General features: G+C 66.3%; 20 protein-coding genes. 10 read left to right on the forward strand and 10 right to left on the reverse strand.

What is annotated here, in order from left to right:
* Window positions 1–75 precede the first annotated feature (75 nt).
* The 4 genes from AWB66_RS08850 to AWB66_RS08865 are packed head-to-tail and all read right to left on the reverse strand — an operon-like array spanning window position 76 to window position 5,642.
* The gene (locus tag AWB66_RS08850; protein ID WP_087630014.1) at window positions 76–1,356 is read right to left on the reverse strand and encodes an NAD(P)/FAD-dependent oxidoreductase; all 1,281 of its coding nucleotides are present in this window, start codon (window positions 1,354–1,356) and stop codon (window positions 76–78) included.
* Complete coding sequence (nirD, locus tag AWB66_RS08855; RefSeq protein ID WP_087629906.1) at window positions 1,353–1,700, reverse strand: nitrite reductase small subunit NirD; 348 nt, start codon at window positions 1,698–1,700, stop codon at window positions 1,353–1,355. Before nirD ends, AWB66_RS08850 begins: the two co-directional genes overlap by 4 nt.
* A 48-nt stretch (window positions 1,701–1,748) precedes the next feature.
* The gene (gene nirB / locus AWB66_RS08860) at window positions 1,749–4,289 is read right to left on the reverse strand and encodes a nitrite reductase large subunit NirB (protein WP_087629907.1); all 2,541 of its coding nucleotides are present in this window, start codon (window positions 4,287–4,289) and stop codon (window positions 1,749–1,751) included.
* Between the two features lie 24 nt (window positions 4,290–4,313).
* On the reverse strand, window positions 4,314–5,642 hold the full coding sequence (locus tag AWB66_RS08865) for an MFS transporter (RefSeq protein WP_087629908.1): 1,329 nt from the start codon (window positions 5,640–5,642) through the stop codon (window positions 4,314–4,316).
* 682 nt (window positions 5,643–6,324) lie between these two features.
* Here AWB66_RS08865 and cobA point away from each other — a divergent pair.
* The 9 genes from cobA (at window position 6,325) to AWB66_RS08915 (ending at window position 17,659) form a co-directional block, all read left to right on the forward strand.
* Window positions 6,325–7,107: a uroporphyrinogen-III C-methyltransferase gene (gene cobA / locus AWB66_RS08875; protein ID WP_087630015.1), complete on the forward strand. Its 783-nt coding sequence runs from the start codon at window positions 6,325–6,327 to the stop codon at window positions 7,105–7,107.
* Between the two features lie 147 nt (window positions 7,108–7,254).
* On the forward strand, window positions 7,255–7,830 hold the full coding sequence (locus AWB66_RS08880; protein WP_087629910.1) for an ANTAR domain-containing response regulator: 576 nt from the start codon (window positions 7,255–7,257) through the stop codon (window positions 7,828–7,830).
* Between the two features lie 22 nt (window positions 7,831–7,852).
* Window positions 7,853–8,977 (forward strand): CmpA/NrtA family ABC transporter substrate-binding protein, encoded by a 1,125-nt coding sequence (locus AWB66_RS08885; protein WP_235021046.1) that lies wholly within the window; start codon window positions 7,853–7,855, stop codon window positions 8,975–8,977.
* Window positions 8,978–9,050: 73 nt separating this feature from the next.
* Complete coding sequence (locus AWB66_RS08890) at window positions 9,051–9,536, forward strand: adenosine-specific kinase (RefSeq protein WP_087629912.1); 486 nt, start codon at window positions 9,051–9,053, stop codon at window positions 9,534–9,536.
* Window positions 9,537–9,894: 358 nt separating this feature from the next.
* Window positions 9,895–10,455, forward strand: a complete 561-nt coding sequence (locus AWB66_RS08895) for a DUF2760 domain-containing protein (protein WP_087629913.1) — start codon at window positions 9,895–9,897, stop codon at window positions 10,453–10,455.
* Complete coding sequence (locus AWB66_RS08900) at window positions 10,452–12,305, forward strand: Hsp70 family protein (RefSeq protein WP_087629914.1); 1,854 nt, start codon at window positions 10,452–10,454, stop codon at window positions 12,303–12,305. Before AWB66_RS08895 ends, AWB66_RS08900 begins: the two co-directional genes overlap by 4 nt.
* A gap of 15 nt (window positions 12,306–12,320) precedes the next feature.
* Window positions 12,321–15,092, forward strand: a complete 2,772-nt coding sequence (locus AWB66_RS08905) for an Hsp70 family protein (RefSeq protein ID WP_087629915.1) — start codon at window positions 12,321–12,323, stop codon at window positions 15,090–15,092.
* 161 nt (window positions 15,093–15,253) lie between these two features.
* Complete coding sequence (locus AWB66_RS33650) at window positions 15,254–15,415, forward strand: hypothetical protein (protein WP_159462895.1); 162 nt, start codon at window positions 15,254–15,256, stop codon at window positions 15,413–15,415.
* 222 nt (window positions 15,416–15,637) lie between these two features.
* On the forward strand, window positions 15,638–17,659 hold the full coding sequence (locus AWB66_RS08915) for an ATP-binding response regulator (protein WP_087629917.1): 2,022 nt from the start codon (window positions 15,638–15,640) through the stop codon (window positions 17,657–17,659).
* 29 nt (window positions 17,660–17,688) lie between these two features.
* Here AWB66_RS08915 and AWB66_RS08920 read toward each other — a convergent pair whose 3' ends face one another.
* Complete coding sequence (locus AWB66_RS08920) at window positions 17,689–18,378, reverse strand: response regulator (protein ID WP_087629918.1); 690 nt, start codon at window positions 18,376–18,378, stop codon at window positions 17,689–17,691.
* Between the two features lie 179 nt (window positions 18,379–18,557).
* Here AWB66_RS08920 and AWB66_RS08925 point away from each other — a divergent pair, with 179 nt between their 5' ends.
* Window positions 18,558–19,025, forward strand: a complete 468-nt coding sequence (locus AWB66_RS08925; RefSeq protein WP_087629919.1) for a response regulator — start codon at window positions 18,558–18,560, stop codon at window positions 19,023–19,025.
* An 84-nt stretch (window positions 19,026–19,109) separates the two neighbouring features.
* Here the strand turns inward: AWB66_RS08925 and AWB66_RS08930 are convergent, their stop codons facing one another.
* From AWB66_RS08930 to AWB66_RS08950, 5 genes are all read right to left on the reverse strand, one after another.
* Window positions 19,110–20,039: an aldose epimerase family protein gene (locus tag AWB66_RS08930; protein WP_235021048.1), complete on the reverse strand. Its 930-nt coding sequence runs from the start codon at window positions 20,037–20,039 to the stop codon at window positions 19,110–19,112.
* Window positions 20,036–20,953, reverse strand: a complete 918-nt coding sequence (locus AWB66_RS08935; protein WP_087629920.1) for an ABC transporter permease — start codon at window positions 20,951–20,953, stop codon at window positions 20,036–20,038. The genes AWB66_RS08930 and AWB66_RS08935 overlap by 4 nt, the downstream gene beginning before the upstream one ends.
* The gene (locus tag AWB66_RS08940; protein ID WP_087629921.1) at window positions 20,953–21,822 is read right to left on the reverse strand and encodes an ABC transporter permease; all 870 of its coding nucleotides are present in this window, start codon (window positions 21,820–21,822) and stop codon (window positions 20,953–20,955) included. The genes AWB66_RS08935 and AWB66_RS08940 overlap by 1 nt, the downstream gene beginning before the upstream one ends.
* The gene (locus tag AWB66_RS08945) at window positions 21,819–22,898 is read right to left on the reverse strand and encodes an ABC transporter ATP-binding protein (RefSeq protein WP_087629922.1); all 1,080 of its coding nucleotides are present in this window, start codon (window positions 22,896–22,898) and stop codon (window positions 21,819–21,821) included. Before AWB66_RS08945 ends, AWB66_RS08940 begins: the two co-directional genes overlap by 4 nt.
* Before the next feature lie 85 nt (window positions 22,899–22,983).
* Window positions 22,984–24,123: an ABC transporter substrate-binding protein gene (locus AWB66_RS08950; RefSeq protein WP_407642278.1), complete on the reverse strand. Its 1,140-nt coding sequence runs from the start codon at window positions 24,121–24,123 to the stop codon at window positions 22,984–22,986.
* Window positions 24,124–24,589 lie beyond the last annotated feature (466 nt).

Raw genomic sequence — 24,589 nt, forward strand, 5'->3', positions numbered from 1 at the left:
GCATTCGCACTCGCGCTCGCGCGAGCTGAAGCCGATGCGATGGGGATGACAGGAAAGCTCACGGTGTATTCCGGTTCACGCGGGCTGGGCCTCGCAAAGCGTCTTGCCGAACAGCAACTGGCTGCGCAGCGTCGAAATGTCGGTGCGGTTCTGGATCAGGTCGAAGTACCAGCCGCCGTCCTTCACGTCGCCGTAAAGAACAGCGCCGATCACGCGGCTGTTTTCGAGCACGAGACGCTTGTAGATGCCGCGTCGCGGATCGCGCAGCACGAGGTCCTCGGTGCCCGCGCCGCCGATGAATTCGCCCGCCGAATAGAGATCGACGCCCGTCACCTTGAGCTTCGTCGCGGTCGCGCGCTGCACATAGCGGCGATGGCCCGCGCCCGCGAGATGCGCGCCCGCAACGCGCGCCTGATCCCAGATCGGCGCGACAAGACCGAAGGTCGCCGAGCGATGCTGCACGCATTCGCCCACCGCATAGACGCGCGGATCGTAGGTCTGCAGCGTGTCGTCGACGACGATCGCGCGCTCGCAATGCAGGCCCGAGGCTTTGGCGAGCGCCACGTTGGGCCTGACGCCCGCCGTCATCACAACGAGGTCGGCGGCAATCTCGCGGCCATCGGCGAAACGCACGGCCCTCACGCGATCCGGGCCGACGATCTGCGTCGTGTTCGCCGCGAGTTCGAAGCGCATGCCCTTCGCTTCGAGCGTGCGTTGCAGGAGCGTCGCTGCGCTTCTGTCGAGTTGCCGGTCCATCAGCGCATCGGAGACGTGCACCACCGTCACCGACATGCCCTGCCGCTGCAGACCGTTCGCCGCTTCGAGCCCGAGCAATCCGCCGCCGATGATCACCGCGTTGCGATGGTCGCGCGCGGCGGCGAGCATCGTCTCGACGTCCTGTATATCGCGAAACGCGATAACGCCCGGCAGCTCGTGTCCCGGCACGGGAATGATGAACGGCTTCGAACCGGTTGCGATCAGCAGGCGGTCGTAGTGCGCCTCGACGCCCTTCTCCGAGCGCACGATGCGCCGCGCGCGATCGATCCCGACGACGGGGTCGCCCGCATGCAGTTCGATGCCGTTTTGCGCGTACCAGTCGCGCGTGTTGAGAATGATGTCGTCGACACGCTTTTCGCCCGCGAGCACGGGCGAGAGCAGGATGCGGTTGTAGTTGCCGTAGGGCTCGGCGCCGAACACGGTGATGTCGTAGAGATCCGGCGCGAGCTTGAGCAGTTCTTCGACGGTGCGCATGCCCGCCATGCCATTGCCGATCACGACGAGCCGCAGACGCCGCGGCGCCGTGCTGCCCGCGCTCGATCCTGAACTGGCGATCGCCGCTGCGTGCTCGATCTTCATGCCGCGACCCACACCTTGCCGCCGGATACGCGGGTCGGGTAAGCCGCGACCGAATGCTCGGGCGCTTCGAGGCACTCGCCGGTGCGCAGGTCGAAGTGCTGCTTGTAGATCGGCGAGGCGACGACGATGCGCTCGCCCAGGCTGCCGATCAGGCCGCGCGAGAGCACGGAGGCTTTCGAGTTCGGATCGAAGTTGTCGATCGCGTAGATCGCGGGTTCTTTGCTTGCCACGTGGAAGACGGCGATCTGCACATCGTTGACGAGGGCGCAGACGCCGGTATCGGGAACGATGTCCGACAGGTCGCAAACGGGGATCCAGGTTTGATCGAGGCGTTCGGCGTTCATGATCGGGGGTTTCCTTTTCAATGTCTCTTTGTTGAAGACGCGTCTGCGTCAAACCGTTTCGACGGCGACGACGGGCACGGGAAACGTCTTCGTCTTTTCCTCGACCGTTGCCGGCCGGATCTGCCCGCGCTCCTCGACGAACGTCACGTTGGCATCGCCCAGATCGCTATTGACGAAGTGCCGAAACCGCTTGCGCGTCTCGGGATCGGTCACGGCCTTCTTCCACTCGCATTCATACGTGTCGATCACGTGCGCCATCTCGGCTTCGAGGTCTGCCCCAAGCCCGAGCTTGTCGTTCACGACCACGTCGATCAGATAATCGAGGCCGCCTTCGAGGTTGTCGCGCCACACGCTCGTGCGTTGCAGCCGGTCCGCCGTGCGCACGTAGAACATCAGGAAGCGGTCGATGTAGCGAATCAGCGTCGCGTGATCGAGGTCCGACGCAAGCAGTTCAGCGTGCCGTGGCTTCATGCCGCCATTGCCGCATACAAAGAGATTCCAGCCCTTCTCCGTCGCGATGATGCCGACGTCCTTGCCCTGCGCCTCGGCGCACTCGCGCGTGCAGCCCGACACGCCGAACTTGATCTTGTGCGGTGCGCGCAGCCCTTTGTAGCGATTCTCCACTTCCACCGCGAGACCGACCGAATCGCCGACGCCATAACGGCACCACGTCGATCCGACACACGACTTCACCGTGCGCAACGCCTTGCCATAAGCGTGACCCGACTCGAAGCCCGCCGCGATGAGTTCTTCCCAGATGAACGGCAACTGCTCGACGCGTGCGCCGAAGAGATCGACGCGCTGGCCGCCCGTGATCTTCGTATAGAGACCGTACTTCTTCGCCACTTGCCCGACCGCGATCAGTCCTTCGGGCGTCACTTCGCCGCCCGGCATGCGCGGCACGACCGAGTAAGTGCCGTCGCGCTGAATGTTGGCGAGGTAGTAGTCGTTCGAATCCTGCAGGCTCGCGTGCTCCATCTTCAGCACGAACTCGTTCCAGCACGAAGCGAGGATGTTCGCGACCGCAGGCTTGCAGATGTCGCAGCCATGACCGCGGCCATGCTTCGCAAGCAGTTCGCCGAAGGACTTCACGCCCTCGACGCGCACGATGTGATACAGCTCCTGCCGCGAATACGGAAAGTGCTCGCAGACATGGTTGTTCACGCTCATGCCCTGCTTCTTCATCTCGGCTTTCATCACCTGCGTGACGAGCGGCACGCAGCCGCCGCACGACGACCCCGCCTTGCAGGCCGTCTTCAACGAGCCGATGCTCGTCGCCCCCGCGCACACCGCTTCGCAAATCTGCGCCTTCGTCACGTTGTTGCACGAGCAGATTTGCGCGGCCGCCGGCAGCGCCTCGACGCCCAGCGCGGGCTTCGCCTTGCCATCCGATTGCGGGAGAATCAGGAACTCGGGCGCCTCCGGCAGTTCGATGCGGTTCAGCATCATCTGCAGCAGCGTGCCGTATTCGGTCGCGTCGCCGACCATCACGCCGCCAAGCAGGAACTTGCCGCAATCCGAGACGACGAGCTTCTTGTACACCTGCTTGCGCTCGTCGTGATACTGATACGAGCGGCTGCCCGGCGTCTTGCCGTGCGCATCGCCAATGCTCGCCACGTCGACGCCCATCAGCTTCAGCTTCGTGCTCATGTCCGCGCCGCCGAACTCCGCCGCGTCGCCGAGCAGATGCTTCGCGGCGACGCGCGCCATGTCGTAGCCCGGCGCGACGAGGCCGAACACCATGCCCTTCCACAGCGCGCATTCGCCGATCGCGTAGATGTGCTCGTCGCTCGTGCGGCATGCGTCGTCGATCACGATGCCGCCGCGCGGACCCACATCCAGTCGCGCCGCACGCGCAATCTCGTCGCGCGGACGAATGCCCGCCGAGAACACGATCATGTCCGTGTCGAGATGCGTGCCGTCGGCGAACTGCATGCGGTTGCGGCCCGTTTCGCCGTCGACGATCTCCTTCGTATTGCGCTCGGTATGCACCGTCACGCCCAGTTCCTCGATCTTGGTCCGGAGCGCGCGGCCACCGCCTTCGTCGACCTGCACCGCCATCAGGCGCGGCGCGAATTCGACCACATGCGTTTCAAGCCCCAGGTCGCGCAGCGCCTTCGCGCATTCGAGGCCGAGCAGACCACCGCCGATCACCGTGCCCGTCTTCGAGCGCGCACCGCATTCGCGCATCGCTTCGAGATCCTCGATGGTGCGATAGACGAAGCAGTCAGCGCGATCGCGGCCCGCGAGCGGCGGCACGAACGAATACGAGCCGGTCGCGATCACGAGCTTGTCGTAGGCGAGCGTCTCGCCGGTCGAGACCGTGACGGTACGCGCGGCGCGATCGATCGAGGCAGCCTTCGCGTTCAACCGGAGCACGAAGTTCTCGCGCTCGAAGAAGCCCGGCGCGACGAGCGAGAGGTCTTCGGCCGTCTTGCCCGCGAAGAATTCGGAGAGATGCACGCGATCGTAGGCCGGACGCGGCTCTTCGCAAAGCACCGTGATGTCGAGGCCTTCGACGGGAGATTCCGCGAGGCATTCGAGGAACTTGTGGCCCACCATTCCGTGGCCGATGACGATGATTTTCATGACAGGAATCCTTGGATGGGCGGGTTAGTTCGCGATGCCGCTGTTGACCGACAGCGCATGCTCGCGCAGCGCTGCTTCGCGTGCCTTGTGCTCGGGGCTAAAGCGCACGGCCAGCGCGCAGATCGCCGAGACGGCGACGAGCATGCCGAGCATCGAGAGCGTCTGTTGCACGTTGCCGACGCCCTTCATCAGGAAGCCCGCCGCCACCGCGCCGACATTGCCGCCCGCGCCGATCACGCCCGCCACGCCGCCGAGCGCACGGCGGTCGATGAACGGCACGAGCGCGTAGGTCGCGCCGCAGGCCATGTGCGTGAAGAGCCCGAAGACCAGCATCGCGACGACGGCGAGCGCCACGTTGCCCGCATGCGCGAACCAGAAGAGGCCGATGCCTTCGCCGGCGATCAAGACGAAGAGGAGCGTCGAGCGCACGTCGAGGCCGCGCTTCGCGGCGAACTTGTCGGAGAGCCAGCCGCCGAGCGCGCGGGCAAAGAGCGCGAGCAGGCCGAAGCTGCCGGCCGCCAGTCCGGCGGAGGCGAGCGAAAGCTGGAAGTGATCGACGTAGTACACCGCCGCGATGTTGTGGATGAACACTTCGACGCCGAAGCACGCCGCATAGGTCACGAACAGCATCCACACGCGATAGTTGGCGCACGCCGCGCGAAAGCTCGCCCAGCCGCCCTTCTTGCCGCCGTCGATGGCGATGCCGCGCGCGCGCAGGTCTGCGAAATTGCCTTGCGGGCAGTCCTGCGTATAGCGCCAATAGAAGAAGGCCATGATCGGCATCGCGATGCCCGGCACGACGAGCGCCACGCGCCACGCCGAGTGCTCGCCCGCACCGATCGCGATCGCGGCCGCCACCAGCATCGGCACGAGCGCCTGCGCCGCGCCCGCACCCGCGTTGCCCCAGCCGGCGGTCGTCGCGTTCGCGGTGCCGACGACGTTCGGCGCGAACATCACCGACGTGTGGTACTGCGTGATGACGAAGCTCGCGCCGATCGCGCCGATCGCGAGCCGGCACCAGAGGAAGCTCTCGTAGCCCGTCGCGATGGCCGCGCCCAGCACGGGAACCGCGCCCGCCAGCAGGAGACCCGCATAGACCTTGCGCGGGCCGAAGCGGTCGCACATCGGACCGACGATCAGGCGCACGAGAATCGTCACGGCGACGGCGGCGATGTTGATGTTCGCGATCTGGTCGACGGAGAGGCCGAACTCGCGCTTGATGAGCGGCATCAGCGGCGCGCAGGCGAACCACGCGAAGAAGCACACGAAGAACGCCATCCACGTGAGGTGGAAGGCGCGCATCGGCGCGGTGCGCAGACTGAACAGATCGATTCGGGTTGCCTTGTTTGCCATTTTCTTTCCAGAAAAAGAAAAGGCGTCCCGCGAAGCAGGCAGTTGACCTGTTCGGGGGACGCCATTGTCCAAAAGCTCGTAGTGTGGGGTCGCGTATGTCGCGTGATGCAACGGATCGCCGTTGACCCGATGGCGAGACATAAGGCAAGGCCTATGCCATCGAGCCCGAATCCCTGTACTCATGCGGGTTTGCGGGAAATCGGCGGTGGCGCGCTTCGGCCAGGGCGGATTCATCGTGATGCGCGCGGGCACATGCATGGTGCGACGCAGCACTGTAGCCGTGCGGAGCGCGACCGCTGCGAACGGTGCGTGCGACGCTCACGCTCACGCAATTCATTCCCGCGTTCAATGCGTGCCGCGCCGATCGTGTGCAGCGCGAAGGCCCGCCGCACAGGCGCAGTGCAACCGCACGGCAGATGCCGTTCGAAAGCGCCTTGTCCGCTAAGGCTTTCGGCGCCATCAACGCGACTGGCCTGCTTATTGCATTGTGCTGATCGCTCACGGCAACGGCGCCGGCGAGCACGAATTCAAGGTCTTCTTTCAGTGCGCGGCACGAAAAGGCGGACGACTAGCAGCAGACTCAGGACAACGGCGTCCCCTCGTGCAGACACACGGGCGGACGCCGTTTTGGTTCAGGCAGGCCATCGCCGCCACGCACGGCGAAACGGGAAAGGACATCACGATGACGACGACTTTCACCACCGGCAAGGTCACGCTTCTGAGCGCGGGTCCGGGCGACCTCGATCTTCTGACGATCAAGGCCGCGAAGGCGCTCGCCGCTGCGGACGTCGTTCTCCTCGACGATCTCGCCAATCCGGAGATCGTCTCGCTCGCGCCGCGTGCGCGCGTGATTCGCGTCGGCAAGCGCGGCGGTTGCCGGTCGACGCCGCAGGCATTCATCCAGCGCCTGATGACGCGCTATGCATCGAAGGGACTGCACGTCGTGCGCGTGAAGGGCGGCGACGCGCTGCTCTTCGGACGCGCCGGCGAGGAACTCGCGGCGCTCAAGCGCGCGGACATTCCGTTCGACATCGTCAACGGCATCTCGTCGGGATTCGCTGCGGCCGCGAGCCTCGGCATCTCGCTCACGCACCGCGAGCATTGCCAGGGCGTGACGTTCATCACCGCGCACATGCAAGACCACGGCGAACCGGACTGGGCAACGCTCGCCGCCACCGGCACGACGCTCGCCATCTACATGGGCATGAGCCGCATCGAGAACCTCTGCGCGAAACTCATGGCGACGCTGCCTGCCGGAACGCCCGCGGCCGTCGTGCAATGGGCGGGCGGCGCGAACGAGCGCCGCCTCGTCACGACGCTCGGACGCCTTGCTGCAGAAGCGCAAGCGGCGCAGCTCGGCAGCCCGGCGGTGATTCTCGTCGGCGATGCGATCGGCGAAGCCGAGGCGTTCGACGCCATCGCGCCGCGCTACGATTCTCGCGACAGCCTCGCGCACGCAGCCTGACGCGGACCCGCCATCACGCCCGAACTCAACGCCGGAACGCCGGAACGCGCGACCCGACGCCCCGATATACTTGAACCAGAAGCGTGCGCCCCAAGCGAGGCACGCCGCCCGCACCGTCCCCGAATGAATCGTCCCCGCGTCTGACCCATGTTGCGCGTCCTTCTCGTCACCGACACGGACAAGCCGATCGGCGATCTGCGCCAGGCGCTCGCACGCCTCGGCTACGAGATGCTGCCCGAGGCCGCGACGCCCGCCGCGCTGCCGAAGGTCGTCGAGCGCGAACGGCCGGATGTCGTCATCATCGACACCGAGTCGCCTTCGCGCGACACGCTCGAACAGCTCGCGGTGATGAACAAGGCCGCGCCGCGCCCGGTGCTGATGTTCAGCAGCGACGCCGACCAGCAGTTCATTCGCGCGGCGGTCGGCGCGGGCGTGACGGCGTATCTCGTCGAAGGGCTCGCGGCCGAGCGGCTCGCGCCGATTCTCGAAGTCGCGCTCGCGCGCTTCGCGCACGAGGAGCAGTTGCGCCAGCGGCTTCAGAAGGTGGAAAGCGAACTCGCCGATCGCAAGGTCATCGACCGCGCGAAACGTCTCCTGATGGAACGCCGCCAGATGACCGAGCAGGAGGCGTACGCCGCGTTGCGCAAGCGGGCGATGGATCACGGGATGAAGGTCGCGGAAGTGGCGCGCCAGCTCGTGTCGATGGCCGATCTACTGGGATGACCCGCACGCTATGAATACCTCTATGCCTTTCGGTGCACCCGAGAAAACCCATGTTCGGGTCGGCTTCGTCGCGCTGTCGGACGCCGCGCCGCTCGCCGCCGCGCGCCTCTTCGACCTCGGCCGCAAGTACGGCCTCACGCTCGAACTCGTCCGCCAGCCGTCGTGGGCCGCCGTGCGAGACACGCTGCTGTCGGGCGAAATCGACGCCGCGCATGCACTCTACGGTCTCGTGTACGGCGTGCAGCTCGGCATCGGCGGACCGCAGGCCGACATGGCCGTGCTGATGGTGCTCAACCGCAACGGCGGCGCGATCACGCTCTCGACCGCGCTCGCCGACTCCTGTCGCGAGACCGGCAGCGTGAAGGACGCGTTCGCGTCGCTCGGCAGGAAGCCCGTGCTCGCGCAGACGTTCCCGACCGGCACCCATGCGATGTGGCTCTACTACTGGCTCGCGGCGAACGGCGTGCATCCGTTGCGCGACATCGAAAGCGTCGTGATCCCGCCGCCGCGCATGGGCGATGCGCTCGCCGAAGGTCAACTCGACGGCTTCTGCTGCGGCGAACCGTGGCACGCGCTCGCGGAAGCGCGCGGCGTCGGCAGGACCGTCGCACTCACGAGCGGCATCTGGCCGGATCACCCGGAGAAGGCGCTCGCGAGCCGGCGCGATTTCGTCGCGCTGTATCCGAACACGTCGCGCGCGCTCGTCGCGACGCTGCTCGAAGCGTGCCGCTGGGTCGACAGCGCGGCGCATCGCTCGAAGATCGCGGCGCACCTGGCCGCGCCCGATCTCCTCAACGTGCCGCGCGATGTGATCGAGCCGCGCCTGACCGGCGTCTACGATCCGGCGCGCTTTCCGAAGGCGCTCGCCGTCAGCTTCTTCGATGGCGGCGCGGTGAACTATCCGCGTGCGTCGGATGGGCTGTGGTTCGTGACGCAATATCGTCGCTGGGGAATGCTCGAGGGTGCCGTCACCGCCGACGACGCCGCCCTCGCCGCCGCGATCAGCCAGACCGAGCTGTATCGCGAGGCGGCTTTGCTCGCCAACGTGCCGCTGCCGGACGAACGGCGTGCGGCCGTTTTGTGCGATGGCCGCGCGTGGGAGGGCGACGCGAGCGTCTATCTCGATGGATTCGACATGCGTCGTTGATTACGATCGGGTTGCGGTGTAAAAACATCCTAGAAGAACCCGACCTCGAATCGCCCGCCAAGCGGAGGAACGCATGGAACTTCACACCGTCGACATCGACAAGCCCGAAGACCTCAACTTCATTCTCGGACAATCGCATTTCATCAAGACCGTGGAGGACCTGCACGAAGCGCTCGTCGGCGCGGTGCCGGGCATCCGGTTCGGGCTCGCGTTCTGCGAGGCGTCGGGCAAGCGGCTCGTGCGCTCGTCGGGAACGGACGCCGCCGCGCAGCAACTCGCCGAGAAGAACGCGATGTCGATCGGCGCCGGTCACAGCTTCATCATCGTGCTGTGCGACAACTTCTTCCCCGTCAACGTGCTCAACGCCGTGAAAGCGGTCCCGGAGGTGTGCCGCATCTTCTGCGCGACCGCGAATCCGACGCAGGTGCTCGTCGCGCAGACGGAGCAGGGACGCGGGATCGTGGGCGTCGTGGACGGATTCGCGCCGCTCGGCGTCGAAGGCGCCGAGGATGTCCAGTGGCGGCACGATCTGCTGCGCAAGATCGGCTATAAAGCGTAAGCCGGTCGGCCAGCCAGAAGCATCTTGACTTGATCCCCATATTGGCGAGAATGTGGGCCCCGGCCCGGCCGGGCGCCCCGGCACGCGTTTTTGGCGTCCGGTCACGAAATAAACGCGGATGCTGTATAACCGGCAGGAGCGTTCGCCGCGCCGCCCGCAGCGGGCCGCAAGGGCAACCACCGGCACGCCGCGAGTGAAGGCGCGCAAGCGCGCGCGCCTGCGCAACCGTCGGACAAAACACCCGCGCCGGCTCCCGGCGCGCATCGACGCCCGGCATTCCAGCACCACCGGCAGCCCAAACCAGTTCAGCGTCGCCTGAGGAAGAGTCGTCCTCGGGCAACGCCATCAGGAGCATGTCATGACCGACTTGAACCCGTCGTTTTTCGGCAGGATGTCGATAGCCTTCGGCACGTTTTTCAGCATTCTCGGCAACGCCGAGTTCGCCGGCCGCGTGAAGCGCCTGCGCGAAGCGCCCGAAGCCGCACCCGCGCCGGCGCGCGCTCCGGCCGCCGCGCCCGCCCCTGTGATGCTCAAGGAAGCGAGCCCCGACGCCGCGCTCCAGTTGCTCGGCCTGCTCCAGCGCGATGCGCGCTTCATCGATTTCGTCGAAGAGGACATCGTCAACTACACCGACGCCGACATCGGCGCCGCCGCGCGCCTCGTGCACGAAGGCTGCCGCACCGTGCTGCGCGAGCATTTCACGATCCGCCCGGTGCGCGACGAAGCCGAAGGCAGCCGCGTCACGCTGCCCGACGGCTTCGACGCCACCGCGATCCGCGTGACGGGCAATGTCGTCGGCAAGCCGCCGTTTCACGGCAGCATCAGCCACCGCGGCTGGAAGGTCGCGGACGTCCGCCTGCCGAAACTCGCCGATAGTCACGACGCGCGCGTCGTCGCGCCCGCCGAGGTGGAACTATGAGCGATCCGCGCTATTCGATCGGCGTCGATCTCGGCACGACGCACTGTGCGATTTCCTGGGTCGACATCGCTTCGAGCGACGGCGACAAGACTGTGGAAGGCGTACTGCCCGTCGCGCAACTGACCGGACCGGGCGCCATCGAGCCGCTCGATCTGCTGCCGTCGTTCCTGTATTTGCCGCATCCGAGCGAACTCGCGCCCGGCGACCTCTCGCTGCCGTGGACCGCCGAGCGCGGCTTCGCGGTCGGCGAAATGGCGCGCAGCCGCGGCGCCGGCACGCCGATCCGGCTCGTCTCCAGCGCGAAAAGCTGGCTGTGCCATCCGGGCGTCGACCGACGCGCGGCCATCCTGCCGAACGATGCGCCCGAGGAAGTCGAACGCGTGTCGCCGCTGGACGCCTCGGTGCGCTACCTGACGCATCTGCGCGAGGCGTGGGACCACGCGCATCCGGACGCGCCGTTCGCCGACCAGGACGTCACGGTCACGATTCCCGCGTCGTTCGATCCGGCCGCGCGCGAGCTGACCGCCGAAGCCGCCGACGCCGCCGGCTACGCGCGCATGACGCTGCTCGAAGAACCGCAAGCCGCGCTCTATAGCTGGATTCAGAAGAGCGGCGGCGTCTGGCGCAAGCAAGTGCGCGTCGGCGACGTGATCCTCGTCGTCGATGTCGGCGGCGGCACGAGCGACTTCTCGCTGATCGCGGTCGTTGAGCGCGAAGGCAATCTGGAACTGCATCGCGTCGCAGTCGGCGAGCACATCCTGCTCGGCGGCGACAACATGGACCTCGCGCTCGCGCACGTCGTCGCGAGGAAGCTCGCTTCGCAAGGCACGCAGCCCGATCCGTGGCAACTGCGCGCGCTCACCTACGCGTGCCGGTCGGCGAAGGAAACGCTGCTCTCCGACCCGTCGACCGACGCCGTGCCGCTCGTCGTTCCGAGCCGTGGCTCGAAGCTGATCGGCGGCTCGATCCGCACGGAACTCACGCGCGCCGAACTCACGCAGACGATCCTCGACGGCTTCTTCCCGCAAGTCGAAGCGAACGCGCGGCCGGTGAGCCGCGCGCGCGTCGGCCTGACGCAACTCGGACTGCCGTACGCGCAGGACGCCGCTGTCACGCGTCATCTCGCTGCGTTTCTCGCGCGGCAAGTCGGCGCGCTCGCGGAACTCGGCGGCGCGGCCAGCGCCAACGCAAACGCAAACGCGAGCTTCCTGCACCCGACCGCCGTGCTCTTCAACGGCGGCGTGTTCAAGTCACCGCTCCTGGTCGAGCGCATCCTGTCGACGTTGAACGGCTGGCTCGCGAACGAAAGCGCGCCGCCCGCGCGTCTGCTCGAAGGCGCCGATCTCGATCTCGCGGTCGCGCGCGGCGCGGCTTATTACGGCTACGTGCGGCGCGGCAAGGGCGTGCGCATTCGCGGCGGCACGGCGCAGGCGTACTACGTCGCGGTCGAATCGGCGATGCCCGCCGTGCCGGGGCTCGAACCGCCCGTATCGGCGCTGTGCGTCGCGCCGTTCGGCATGGAGGAAGGCACCGATGCCGCGCTGCCCGCGCTGGAATTCGGCCTCGTCGTCGGGGAGCCGGTGCATTTCCGGTTCTTCGGATCGTCGGTGCGGCGTCAGGATCAGGTCGGCACGATGCTCGACTACTGGCAGCCGGACGAACTTCAGGAACTCGACGAAATCGAAGCGACCCTGCCGACCGAAGGCCGCACGCCCGGCGAAATCGTGCCGGTGAAGCTGCATGCGCGCATCACCGAGGCCGGCACGCTCGAACTCGAAGCCGTCCCGCGCGGCAGCAGCGAGCGCTGGAAGGTCGAATTCGACGTCCGCGGCGGCGCTCAAGGTGCGTAAGGCGCCGCGCACCCGATGAAGCGCTATTCGGTCGGCATCGACCTGGGCACGAGCAATACGGTCGTCGCGTATGCGGAAGCCGGTTCGTCCGACATCCGCGTGTTCGACGTCGAGCAACTCGTCGGTTTGGGCGAAGTCGGCGCGCGGCCGCTTTTGCCTTCGGTGCGCTATCACGCGGCGCGCGGCGAACTCGACGCCAACGCGCTGCATCTGCCGTGGCAGCAGGCCGGGCGCGAAGAGACGCAGGTCGTGATCGGCCGGCTCGCGCGCACGCTCGGCGCGCAGGTGCCGGGGCGGCTCGTCGCGAGCGCGAAAAGCTGGCTGTCGCACGCGTCGGTGGACCGCGTGGCGCCGATCCTGCCGTGGGGCGCAAGCGACGACGTCGCCCGAGTTTCGCCCGTGGCCGCGAGCGCGAGCTATCTCGCGCACGTGCGCGCGGCGTGGAACCATCGCTTTCCGAAGGCGCCGCTCGAAGACCAGGACGTCGTGCTGACCGTGCCCGCCTCGTTCGACGAAGGCGCGCGGGCGCTGACCGTCGAGGCGGCGCGCATCGCGAAGCTGCCGAAGCTGCGGCTGCTGGAAGAACCGCAGGCGGCGTTCTACGACTGGCTGTTTCACCATCGCGCGACGCTCGGCTCCGAACTCGAAAAGACGCGTCTCGTGCTGATCTGCGACGTCGGCGGCGGCACGACCGACCTCACGCTGATCAAGGTAGAGATGCACGACGGCGAGCCGCAACTGACGCGTATCGGCGTCGGCAACCATCTGATGCTCGGCGGCGACAACATGGATCTCGCGCTCGCGCATCTCGCGGAGGCGCGGTTGAGCGCGGGCAGCGCGCGGCTCTCGGCGGCGCAGATCTCGCAGCTCGTCGAGCGCAGCCGCGCCGCGAAGGAACAACTCCTCGGCGCCGATGCGCCCGAGTCCGCGTCGATCACGCTGCTCGGCGCGGGCTCGAAGCTCGTCGGCGGATCGCGCTCGGCGCATGTGTCGCGCGAGGAAGTCGAGCGGATCATCGTCGATGGCTTCTTTCCGGCCGTGTCGGCGGGCGAGCGGCCGGGGCGCACGCGCGGCGGCATCGTCGAATTCGGGCTGCCGTATGCAAGCGATCCGGCGGTCACGCGCCATATCGCCGCGTTTCTCGCGCAGCACGCCGCGCAATCGCGGCAGGCGCTCGGGCTTGACGAATCGCACGCCGAGGCGTCGCTGCCGGTCCCCGACACGCTGCTCCTCAACGGCGGCGTGTTCCGCGCAGAAGCGCTGACGCAACGCCTCGCGAGCACGCTCGGCGCGTGGCGCGGCGCGCCGCTCAACGTGCTGCACAACGCGAACCCCGATGTGGCCGTCGCGCGCGGCGCGGTCGCGTATTCGCTCGCGCGCGCGGGACAGGCGCCGCGCATCGGCGGCGGCTCGCCGCGCAGCTTCTTCCTCGTGCTCGACGACGATAGCAAGAGCGAGCGCGGCATCTGCCTCTTGCCGCGCGGCACGGAAGAAGGTCACGAAATCGCGCTGACGGACCGCACGTTTGCGCTGCGGCTCGGGGCGCCGGTGCGCTTTCACCTGGTGTCGTCGGTCGCGGATACGGCCCGCCAGCCGGGCGAGCTCGCCGATCTGTCGGCCGCCGGCGGCGACTTCGTGCGCCTGCCGCCGATCGCAACCGTGGTCGCGCCGCAGGACGCGAGCGGTCCGCGCGACACGCCGGTCCACCTGAGCTCGACGCTCACCGAAGTCGGCACGCTCGACGTCCACTGCATCGCCACCGACGATCCGTCGCAGCGCTGGCTGCTCGCCTTCCAGCTGCGCGGCAACGAGGCTCAGGGCGACGGCGAAGCCGCGCTGCATGCCGCATGGCCGAAGGCCGCCGAGCAGATCGACCGCACCTTCGGCGCGAAGTCGCACGACGTCGGGCCGAAGGAGGTCAAGCGGCTGCGCGCGCAGCTCGAACAACTGCTCGGTCCGCGCGATACCTGGGACATCGCGCTGTTGCGCGAACTCTACGGCACGCTGATCGAACGGGCGCGCCGGCGCCGTCGTTCGGCGGATCACGAACGGCTATGGCTGAACCTCGTCGGCTACGGCATCCGGCCGGGCTTCGGCCATCCGCTCGACGAATGGCGCGTCGAGCAGCTCGCGGCGCTCTACGACCAGGGCATCCAGTACGTAAACGAAAGCCAGATCTGGTCGGAATGGTGGACGCTTTGGCGGCGTGCGGCGGGCGGACTGCCGCCGGACGCCCAGGTGCAGTTGCTCGACGACATCGCGTTCTATCTCCAGCCGCCCGGCACCTCGCGCTATAAGAAGATGGCGGGCACGGCGAAAGTCGGCTACGACGACATGGTGCGGCTCGCGGCATCGCTAGAACGCGTGCCGGCCGAGCGCAAGGCGGAGATCGGGCAGTGGCTTCTCACGCGGCTCAAAAAGCCGTCCGAGAACGTGCAGAGCTGGTGGGCGGTGGGCCGCATCGGCGCGCGGCAGCCGTTTTACGGCAGCGCGCACGGCGTCGTGCCGCCCGCGACAGCGGTCGAATGGCTCAACACGATCCTCGCGCTCGACTGGAAGAAGATCGAGCCGGCGGCGTTCGCGGCGGTGCAGATCGCGCGCATGACCGGCGACCGCTCACGCGACCTGCCCGACGATATCCGCGAGGAAGTCGTGCGGCGTTTGACGGCAGCGAACGCGTCGAAGAGCTGGATTCAGATGGTCAGCGAGACCGTCGAACTCGACCGCGCCGACGAAGGACGCGTGTTCGGCGAGTCGCTGCCAGTCGGGATCAAGCTGATCGGCTGAACGCGACGGACGCCGAAATTGCTTCGCTCTCAGAAACGAGTGCGATGACCCAAAGCCCGACTGTCGCGCCGATACATCACGACACGACGCACTTTCTTGATTCCCGGCAACGCGGCGCCTATGTTTAAACCGTGTCATTCCGACACGCGAAGGAGGTCAACATGCCATCCCCGAGAAAAGCGCCGGCGAGCCATCCCGCCGAAACCGAAATGTCGAGCCGCAAGAAAAGCGCGTCCGGCACGAAGCAGGCACCCAGCAAGGCACAGGGCGCCAAGGACATGCAGGTCGCCAAGCGCACCACGAAGGCCAAGACAAAGGTATGACCGGCCCGAGCCCTCGTCCCCGTGTCGAGGGTGCCACCCAACCGATCGCAGCGCTCGCTTTCGACTTCCTTCCGGCTGGGCCCGCTCATCGCCCGCCACCGACCTTCGCAGTGGAACTCGGGTAACTCCTAAGTTTTCTTGATTTCGTCCGAAAAACGCGCTTGCCGCGGGTGAGATGTCGCCTAAAGTAGTTAACCTCCCTCCTGTCTATGCGAGCGCGACATGCGTGTCCCGAACCGGTTCGCCGGCATCCCGAGGTCCTGGTCGTATGCCGCCGCCGCGCGAGAAGCGGGCGCGAGTCTCGTCAAGAATCTTTCGATACCCAAGCCGTTCGCCGACCCGGCCCTCGAAGCGCAGTTCCTCGAAGAACACAGCCAGCGGTTTTGCGCGTTCCGGCGGGCGTCGGCGCTGCTCGCGCTCGTGCTGTGGACGTCGTTTCTCACCTGGGACCTGACCGTCGCGCGGCAGAGCAAGATCCTGAGCGTCGTGTTCACCGACCTGCTCGTGCTGCGCATGCTCGGCATCGTGCTCCTGTGCTGCGTCGGCGTGCTCGTGCTGCGGCCGTCGTTCCGTTTGCATGTGATGTCGGCGCGCGTCATTTTCACCGGTATTTATGGACTTATTTTCCTGATGCTGGTGATGATCGTCGTCACGCCGGCGCCCTTCAACTATTCGCAGCACTTCCCCGGCCTCTATCTCGCGCTCTTCTTCCAGTTTTCGTTCTTCTATCTGAAGTCGCGCTACGCGCTGACCGTCGCGATCCTGACGCTCGGCGGGGTCGTCTTCATTCAGGCGGCGTTCAACGTGCTATTGCCGGCCGATTTCGGCGCGGGGATGTTCTATCTGGTGAACATGGCGATCGTCGGCCACGGCGTCTGCGTGCACGCGGAGCGGGTGTCCCGCGAGCGCTACGCCGCCGAGCGCGAGCTGGCGTCGGTCAATAGCGAACTCAGCGACGCCAACGTCGAACTGGCGCGCAAGAACGACGAACTGGAGGTGTCGGAGAAGGATCAGGAGGTCAAGACCAACGCCCTGCTCGCGCTGAAGGAGCAGCAGATGCTCGCCGCCGAAACCGCGAGCCGGGACAAATCGAACTTCCTCGCGGCCGCGACCCACGACCTGCGTCAGCCGATGCACGCGCTCAACCTCTTCCTGCAGGCGGCATCGGAAGCGATCCGGCGCGGCGAATTCCGCGAAGCCGGCCGACTGATCGACGAATGCGGGCGCTCGTCCGTGATCCTCGCGCGGCTTCTGAACGCGGTGCTCGACCTGTCGCGGCTGGAATCGGGGCGCGTCGTGCCGCGTTATCACGTCTTCGACCTGCGGCTCATCATCGAGGAAGCCGCCGCGCAGCTTCGTCCGTTCGCGCAAAGCCGCGGCGTCGACCTGAGGCTGCGCCTGCCGCGCGAAAGTCTCGTCTGCGTGCGCAGCGACGCCCACTGGCTCGGGCGCGCGGTCGCGAATCTGATCTCGAACGCGATCAAGTACGCCAAGACGACCGACGACGCGACGCCAACGGTGATCGTGGGCGTCATCCGCTCGCCGACGCGCGCGCGCGTGGACGTGGTCGACAACGGCATCGGCATTTCGGCGGCGCACTGGGAGTCGATTTTCCAGCCGTTCTTCCAGGTCGGCAATCCGGAGCAGGATCGCGACAAGGGGCTAGGGCTCGGCCTCTCGATCGTCAACGCGGTGATTTCGATGCTGGACGAGCACCGGATCGAACTGAAATCGGCCGAGGGGCTCGGCTCGCGCTTCTCGCTGGAAATGCCGCTTTGCGGCGCCAGTCCCGAAAAACCCGCGCCGCGCGTGCCGGCAAAAGGCGATGCCGACGAAATCAGGCATCTCGACGGGCTGTATGTGCTCCTGGTGGAGGACGACGGCCTCGTGCGGGCGTCGACGGAGGCGCTCTTGTCGCAATGGGGCGTGTTATACGATTCGGCGGCGACCTTCGAGGAGTACGAGGAGATTCTGGAGTCGCTGGAGCGTTTTCCGGATCTCGTCATCACCGATTACCGCCTGCGCGACTTCAAGACCGCGCGCGAGGTGGCGATGCTCTGCACGGCGAAACTCGGCCGGCCATGTCCGACGCTCGTCGTGACGGGCGAGCCGCAGGCGACCATCGTGCCGCTCGCGTGCACACACGACGTGCTGAGCAAGCCGGTCAGCCCCGCCGATCTGCGGCAGGAGATCCTTTCGCTGATCTCGGGCCGCTGCCCGGATTTCGCCGACGAGGCTGTCTGAGTTCTCGTGGCGGCGGCGGGTAGCTTACCCTACGCCGTCGGATGACTCACCGGCATCTCGATGCCGCGCCGGGCCATTTCGACGATCAGGAACGTCCGGCGCGTCACGTGAAAGCGCGCGAGCAGGTCGCTCGAATACTCCTTCGCCGTGTTCTCGCTGATGTTCATCTTGCGCGCGATCGCCTTGTTCGACAGTCCCTGCAACAAATAGCGCAGCGTTTCAGTCAGACGCGGCGGCAGTTCGAGCGACTCGACGGTCGGGCTCGAATGCGTCGCGACCGGTTTCGGGCTGTGGCCGCCCTTGCCGAGCACTGTATTGGGCAAATAGACGCGACCCGAGAGAATCGTACGGAGCGCTTCACGAAAAACCTCCGCGCCCTGCTCGCTGCCCTTGGAAATGAACCCGCAGGCCCCGTGCTTGATGCATTCGAGCACGGTGTCGCGGTCGTCCTGTGCCGAAAGCATGATGGTCTGTACCTCGCGCTCTTCCTCGCGTATCCAGTTGAGCAGGTCCATGCCGGTCGCGTTGCCCCGAAGGTTGTAGTCGAGGAACATCAGATCGTACGAACCCGCGGATAGCTTTTCCTTCGCCTGCTCGAAGCCGTCCGCTTCGTCGATTTCGAGCAGCGGCTCATTCGCGAGAATCAGCGTCTTCATTGCGCTGCGCGTAAGCCCTTCGTCCTCTACCAGCAATACTGTTTTGAAATATCCGTTTTCCATTGCGAGTCCCCGAGAACATGAACCGATAGTACGCCCGTATTAAACGCTCGCCACCCTCCATTCGCGGGGATGTCGCCTCCCTCTTCTCGATCGCTTCGCCCCTTCTCGCTGCGGGTTTTGCGCGCGGCGTGACCGGCCGACAATGCGCTCATCCGATCCACCGCATCACGGAGACGCGCATGACCAGCCGATCACCTGCCGAACAGGAAAAGCATTTTGCGTTGTGGAGCATCAAGAGGGTGCGAACCCATAACGCGACCCGGCGCGTCCTGATCGCGCACAAGGACAAGTCGATCGCCGAGTCGCTCGCCGTGATGCTGCGGCTGAAGGGTCTGGAGGTCATCCATTCGCAGGACCTGAAGTCGGTGCGTTCGCTCGTCCAGAACTGGAAGCCGCAGGCGCTGGTCCTCGATACGAGCCTCGACAGCGAGTCGGGCTATGTCTTCATCCGCACGCTGCGCATGGACGCGGACATCACCGGACGGTTGCTCGTTGCGATGAGCGGCGTCTGGCCGGCGGACCCCGTCGAGACGCTCAAGGATGCCGGCTTCGATGCGCATTGCAGAAGGCCGTGCTCGACGTGGCGGATCGTCGATCTCGTCGAAGCGTTCTTTTCGGCGCCGGCCACCCGGCAAGGAGGTGTGTGATGAACCAGGACCATTGCCTCGTCGCGCGGGGTGTCATGCCGGCGCGTGCATCGCGTGCGTCGCGTGCCGATACGGTCGAAGCGGCTACGCGGCGGCGCCGTCGTCGTGCGCGCCCGGGCGGACGCCGGTTTCCAGCGCGAGCCACGCCTGTCTTTCACTACCTGGCTCAATGAACTCGACGCCCGTGCGGGGCAGTCCCTTCGCATGCAGGTTGAAGCCGTCGCTCACGTGCGAGACCGGCTCGACACACAGATAGCCCGCGCCCGCCGGGCAATGCACGACGGCGTGCGACAGCGCCTCCGACGCCTTCAGAGCGAGCGTCGCTCCGCCTGGGTAATACAGCGTCGCATGTCCGTCCCAGCCGCCGAGATAGCGCGTGTAGCCCGCTTCTTCGCGTTCGTGATAGCGCGCCGGCACGCCGGGCGTCGGCTCGATCGCGATTTCTTCTTCGTGGCGCCACAGCACCTGCGTGTCGAGTTCCGCCGACTGCGCGCCAAAATACGGATGAAAACCGAAACCGAGCGGCATCGGCTGCGCGGAACGGTTCACGACGCGCATCGCTAGCCGCGCGCCCGAATTGTTCAGCGTGAAGGTCTGGGTGGCTTCGAACGCCCACGGCCAGCCTTCGTCGCCCGCGCGATGCGCGTAGTGCAGCACGATTTCGTCGGCGCGATGCTGCGCTATCGTCCACGCAGCGTACTGGCCGAAGCCGTGCAGCGCGTGAGCGGCGCCCGGAAACGTCGAGAGCGCGACGCGCGTGCCGTCCGGCGCCGTGAAGCGCGCGTCGCGCACGCGATTCGAAAACGGCACGAGCGGATAGCAGCCGCCTTTCGGCCACGCGTCGCACGGCCAGTGTTCGGCCACGATCGGCACGAGCCACTCGTGCACGCGCCCATCGTCCATCGTCGTCGAGAAGCGCGTGATGCGCCCGCCCGCCGCGGGCGCAACGTCCATCGTGTGCGCGCCGCAAGCGATGCTCACGCGCGACGCCGCATCCAGTGCAACTATCTTCACTGCTTCTGCTCCTTCACGCGCGAGACGAGCTGCGTCGGGCTCACGAACTGCAGCGCGATCAGCACCCACACGAGCGTGATCGCCATATAGATCATCGCCATCGCATCGATGGACTGCGGCGCTCGGACGCCCGTCGAGAACACCGCGTAGTACAGCGCGACGACGAGCGTCTGCGTCGAAGGCCCGGCGGTAAAGAACGTCAGCTCGAACATGCCGATGGTGCGCACCAGCACGAGCAAACCCGCCGCGAGCATGCCGGGCACGAGAAGCGGCAGCAGCACGTAGCGGAAATAGCGCGCGGTGTTCGCGCCGAAAATGCGCGCCGCCGATTCGAGGTTCGGATCGATCTGCTCGATGAACGGCGTCATCACGAGAATCACGAACGGCAGCGCGGGCACCAGATTCGCGAGAATCACGCCGCTCAATGTACCCGCGAGTCCGACCTTGTACATGACGGTCGCCATCGGAATGCCGTAGGTGACGGGCGGCACCATCAGCGGCAGCAGGAAGATCAGCATCGCGAGGCGCTTGCCGGGAAACTGCACGCGTGCGAGCGCGTAAGCGGCCGGCACGCCGAGCACGATCGACAGAATCACCACCGCGCCGACGACCTGAATCGTCACCCAGAGGACGCTCGTCAGCTGGAAGTCGGTCCATGCCTGCGCGTACCAATGCAGCGTGAAGCCCTGCGGCAACGGCGTGCCGAACCAGCGTGTGGCGATCGAATTGACCGCGACGGTCGCGATCAGGAGCAGCACGTTGAGCAGGAAAAAGCCCATCGTGAACCAGACGAACGCTTTCCACAGCCGGTCCGCGACGCTCGCGTGCTGCTTCCGGCCGGGTTTGGCGCCATTGCCGAGCGCCGCGTCGGGCACGCCCTGCAACGCGGGCGCCGCGTGATGATCGGTTGCCATTAACCCTTGCCTCCCGTCACCGGACCGGTATAGAAAAAGCGCCGTGCGCCGAGCATCGCGCCGACGACCAGCAGTTGCACGAAGCCCATGATGATCGCGATCGTCGAGGCAAGCGAATAGTCGTAGCTTTCGAACGCGGCCTCGGCGGCGGCGATCGAAATGACGCGCGTCGGACCGGCCGGCGCGCCGAGCAAGACCGCCGACGGAAACACCGAGAACGCCTGCACGAACGACAGACACGCGGTCATCGTGAGGCCCGGAAGCAAGAGCGGCAGGTAGATCTGGCGGAACTGCTGCCACGGATTCGCGCCGAGCGTCGCGGCCGCGCGCGCGAGCGTCGGGTCGATGCCCGTCACGTAGGAGAGCGTCAGCAGGAACGCGAACGGAAAGCCCGATACGATCAGCGAGATCAGCACGCCCCAGTAGTTGTGCGTGAGGCGGACTTCGTCGGTATAGAGATGCAGCCCCTGCAACGCCTGCGGGAACCAGCCGTTCGGGCCAAAGTACGTGAGCATGCCGTCGGCGATCAAGACCGTGCCGAGCGTCACCGGAATTACGAGCAGCGTCGTCACGAACTTCTGGTACGGCGAATTGCGCCGCAGCGCGAACGCGACCGGCACCGACACGCCGACGTTGATCAGCGTCGCGGGCACGGCGAGCTTGAGCGTGACGAGGATCGTCGGCCACATCGCGGTGTCGGTGAAGAACGTGATGTAGTTGGCGAGCACGCCGCCGCCGTTCATCGGCGTGAACGACAGCACGAGCCCGTAGGCGAACGGATAGATGAAGAGCGCGACGATGAAGAAGAGCGCGGGCGTGACGAGCCAGCCCTTTGGATCGCGCCGGACAGGCAGCGCAACGGTGCTCATTGCGCTTCTCCGTCGTAGACGAGCGTGCGCGACGGCGCGACGCGCAGCGTGACGCGCTCGCCTTCGGCGAATTCGCCCGGCAGACGCGCCCACAGCTTGCCGAACGCGCTCGTCACGCGAATCAGCGAATCGCGTCCGCCGTATTCGACGGTTTCGACTTGCGCGTCGAAAGCGTTTTCGGTGCCCGGCGCGGCGCGTTCCATGTCCTCGGGACGCAGCGCGACGCTCACGCTCTTGCTGTTGAAACCCTCCATCGGCGTGCCCAGCAGGCGCACGCCGTTGGCCGTCACCGCGACGCCCTCGCCCTGCGTGCCTTCGAGCGTGAAGCTCGCGACATTGCGAAAGCCCATGAAGCGCGCGACGTGCAGGTTCTTCGGCCGCGAATAGACTTCTTTCGGCGGCGCGACCTGCTGCACGACGCCCTCCTTCATCACGACGATGCGATCGGCCATCGACAACGCCTCGTCCTGATCGTGCGTCACGTAGATCGTGGCGCGTTCGAGCTTGCCGTGGATGCGGCGGATTTCCGCGCGCATCTCGATGCGCAGCTTGGTATCGAGATTCGAGAGCGGTTCGTCCATCAGCACGAGCGGCGGCTCGATCACGATCGCGCGCGCGATCGCGACGCGCTGCTGCTGGCCGCCCGAGAGCTGGCCGGGCAGCTTGGCGTCGTGTCCGCTCAGTTGCACGAGTTGCAAGGCGGCCTTGGCGCGCTTCACGGCTTCCGCTTTCGGCACGCCGCGCATCTTCAAGCCGAATCCGACGTTCTCCAGCACCGACATGTGCGGGAACAGCGCGTAGTTCTGGAACACCATGCCGAAGCCGCGCTTCTCGGGCGGCAACACGTCGATGCGATCGCTGTCGAGCCAGATGCCGCCGCCTGTCAGCGGCTGCAATCCGGCGATGCAGTTGAGCGCGGTCGACTTGCCGCAGCCCGAAGGGCCGAGCAGCGCGATGAATTCGCCGCGCCGGATGTCGAGGTCGAGTCCGCGCAACGCCGCGAGTTGCACGCCTTCGGCGTTGGTGAAGCTGCGCGACACGGAGTCGAGGCGCAACTGTTCAAACGAATGCTTCATGACATTTTCCCGATGACGCGGCGGCTGTCGTCCCCAATTTGGTCGAGACGACAGCCGCCCGCGCGTGTGTGATGCTCCGGCGCCTTTACTTGGTCTTTTGTGCGCCGATCTCGCGGTCCCACTTCTGGAACGCGGCGACCATCGCGGCGGCGTTGAGCGGCACGACGTGCGGACGGTCCGCCAGCAGCTTCGCATACTCGGGGCGGCCGAACTTCTGGATCACTTCCTGGCTCTTCGCCGGCGCGGATTCGATCGGCACGTTCTTCACCGCCGGGCCCGGATAGAAATAACCGTCGTCATAGGTCATCGCCTGCTGGGCCGGTTCGAGCATGAAGTTCATCAGCTTGTAGAGCACGTCGAGCTTTTCCTTCGGCACGCCCTTCGGGATCACCATGTAGTGGGCATCGTTCACCCAGGTCATGTTGTCGAACGCCTGCACCTTGAACTCCGCCGGCACGATACCGAGTGCGCGCGGGTTGATGTCCCAGCCCGTCACGGTGACGGTCATGTCGCGCGTGCCTTCGCCCAGTTCCTTCATGACCGCCGACGTGCCGCCCGGGTAGTACGGAATGCAGTCGTTCAGTTGCTTGAGGAACGCCCAGGTCTTGTCCCAGCCGTTGACCGGATCGGTCGGGTCCTTGTCGCCGAGTACATACGGCAGGCCCATCAGGAACGTGCGGCCCGGTCCGGAATTCGCCGGACGCGCGTAGATCAGCTTGTTCGGATGCGCCTTGCACCACGCGAGCAGCTGGTCGGGCGTCTTCGGCACGTCCGTGACCTTCGCCGGGTTGTATTCGAGCAGCGGCCCGGCCGGCATGTACGTCACTTCGAGCCCGTAGCCTTGTGCCACGTCCTGCATCTTGCGCGGACCGGGCGCGTACTTGTCGAGCACGCCGGGGAACGCGGCGGATTGTTCGGGCAGTAGCTTTTCCCAAAGCCCCTGCTGAATACCGGCGGCGAGCGCATCGGTGCCTGTCAGCACGAGATCGATGTCCGAGCGGCCCGCGGCCTGCATCGCCTTGATCTTGCCGGGCAGTTGCGGCGCGGGCGCATTCGTGAACGTGATGTTGGCGACGAGATTCGGGTTCTTCGCCTTGAACGCCTCGAAGGCCTTTTGCGTCAGTTGCAGGTTGCCCGCGACATCGACGACATTGATCGACACGGGGTCCGCCGCATGGGCGGCCGTCGCCATCACTGCGCTCATCGCGACGCACAGCGCCGCCATCCTGACTGACAACGTTGAACGCAACTTCATGGTGTCTCCTCACTCTTTTCGTTTGATAAGCGACCGGTCGATTCTTACGCCGGCATTCTTGTACTTCTGAAACCTCAGAAAATAGCTAACCGCGTAAGCTGCTGTCAAGCAAATGCGCCTTGTCGAGTGGGCCGTCAAACAAGGCTTCGCGGGGCTTTGTCGCTTTGCCGGCGGACGTTTGCGGCGACGTCTCGGGATATACCCGAAGCGGCTTCCGTCGAACTTGTTTAACTTCTTTCGGCGCTTGTTCCGGCCGATGGCGAGGTCGATCGAGCGCCGTCCTCCTGAATTGCGGAGCGGGCGGGCAGGGTTTTGGAGCGGGGGGAAACTGGGTGTTGGCCTGCGTCAAAGCGTGGCGATGAAGGGAGCGGCGGCCCGACCGATGCACAGTTCGACGCGCGGCGCCGCTTCGTCCACCGTTGCCGGGTCTGTCGCC

This window comes from Caballeronia telluris (genome assembly GCF_001544495.1).
Lineage (GTDB): Bacteria > Pseudomonadota > Gammaproteobacteria > Burkholderiales > Burkholderiaceae > Caballeronia > Caballeronia telluris.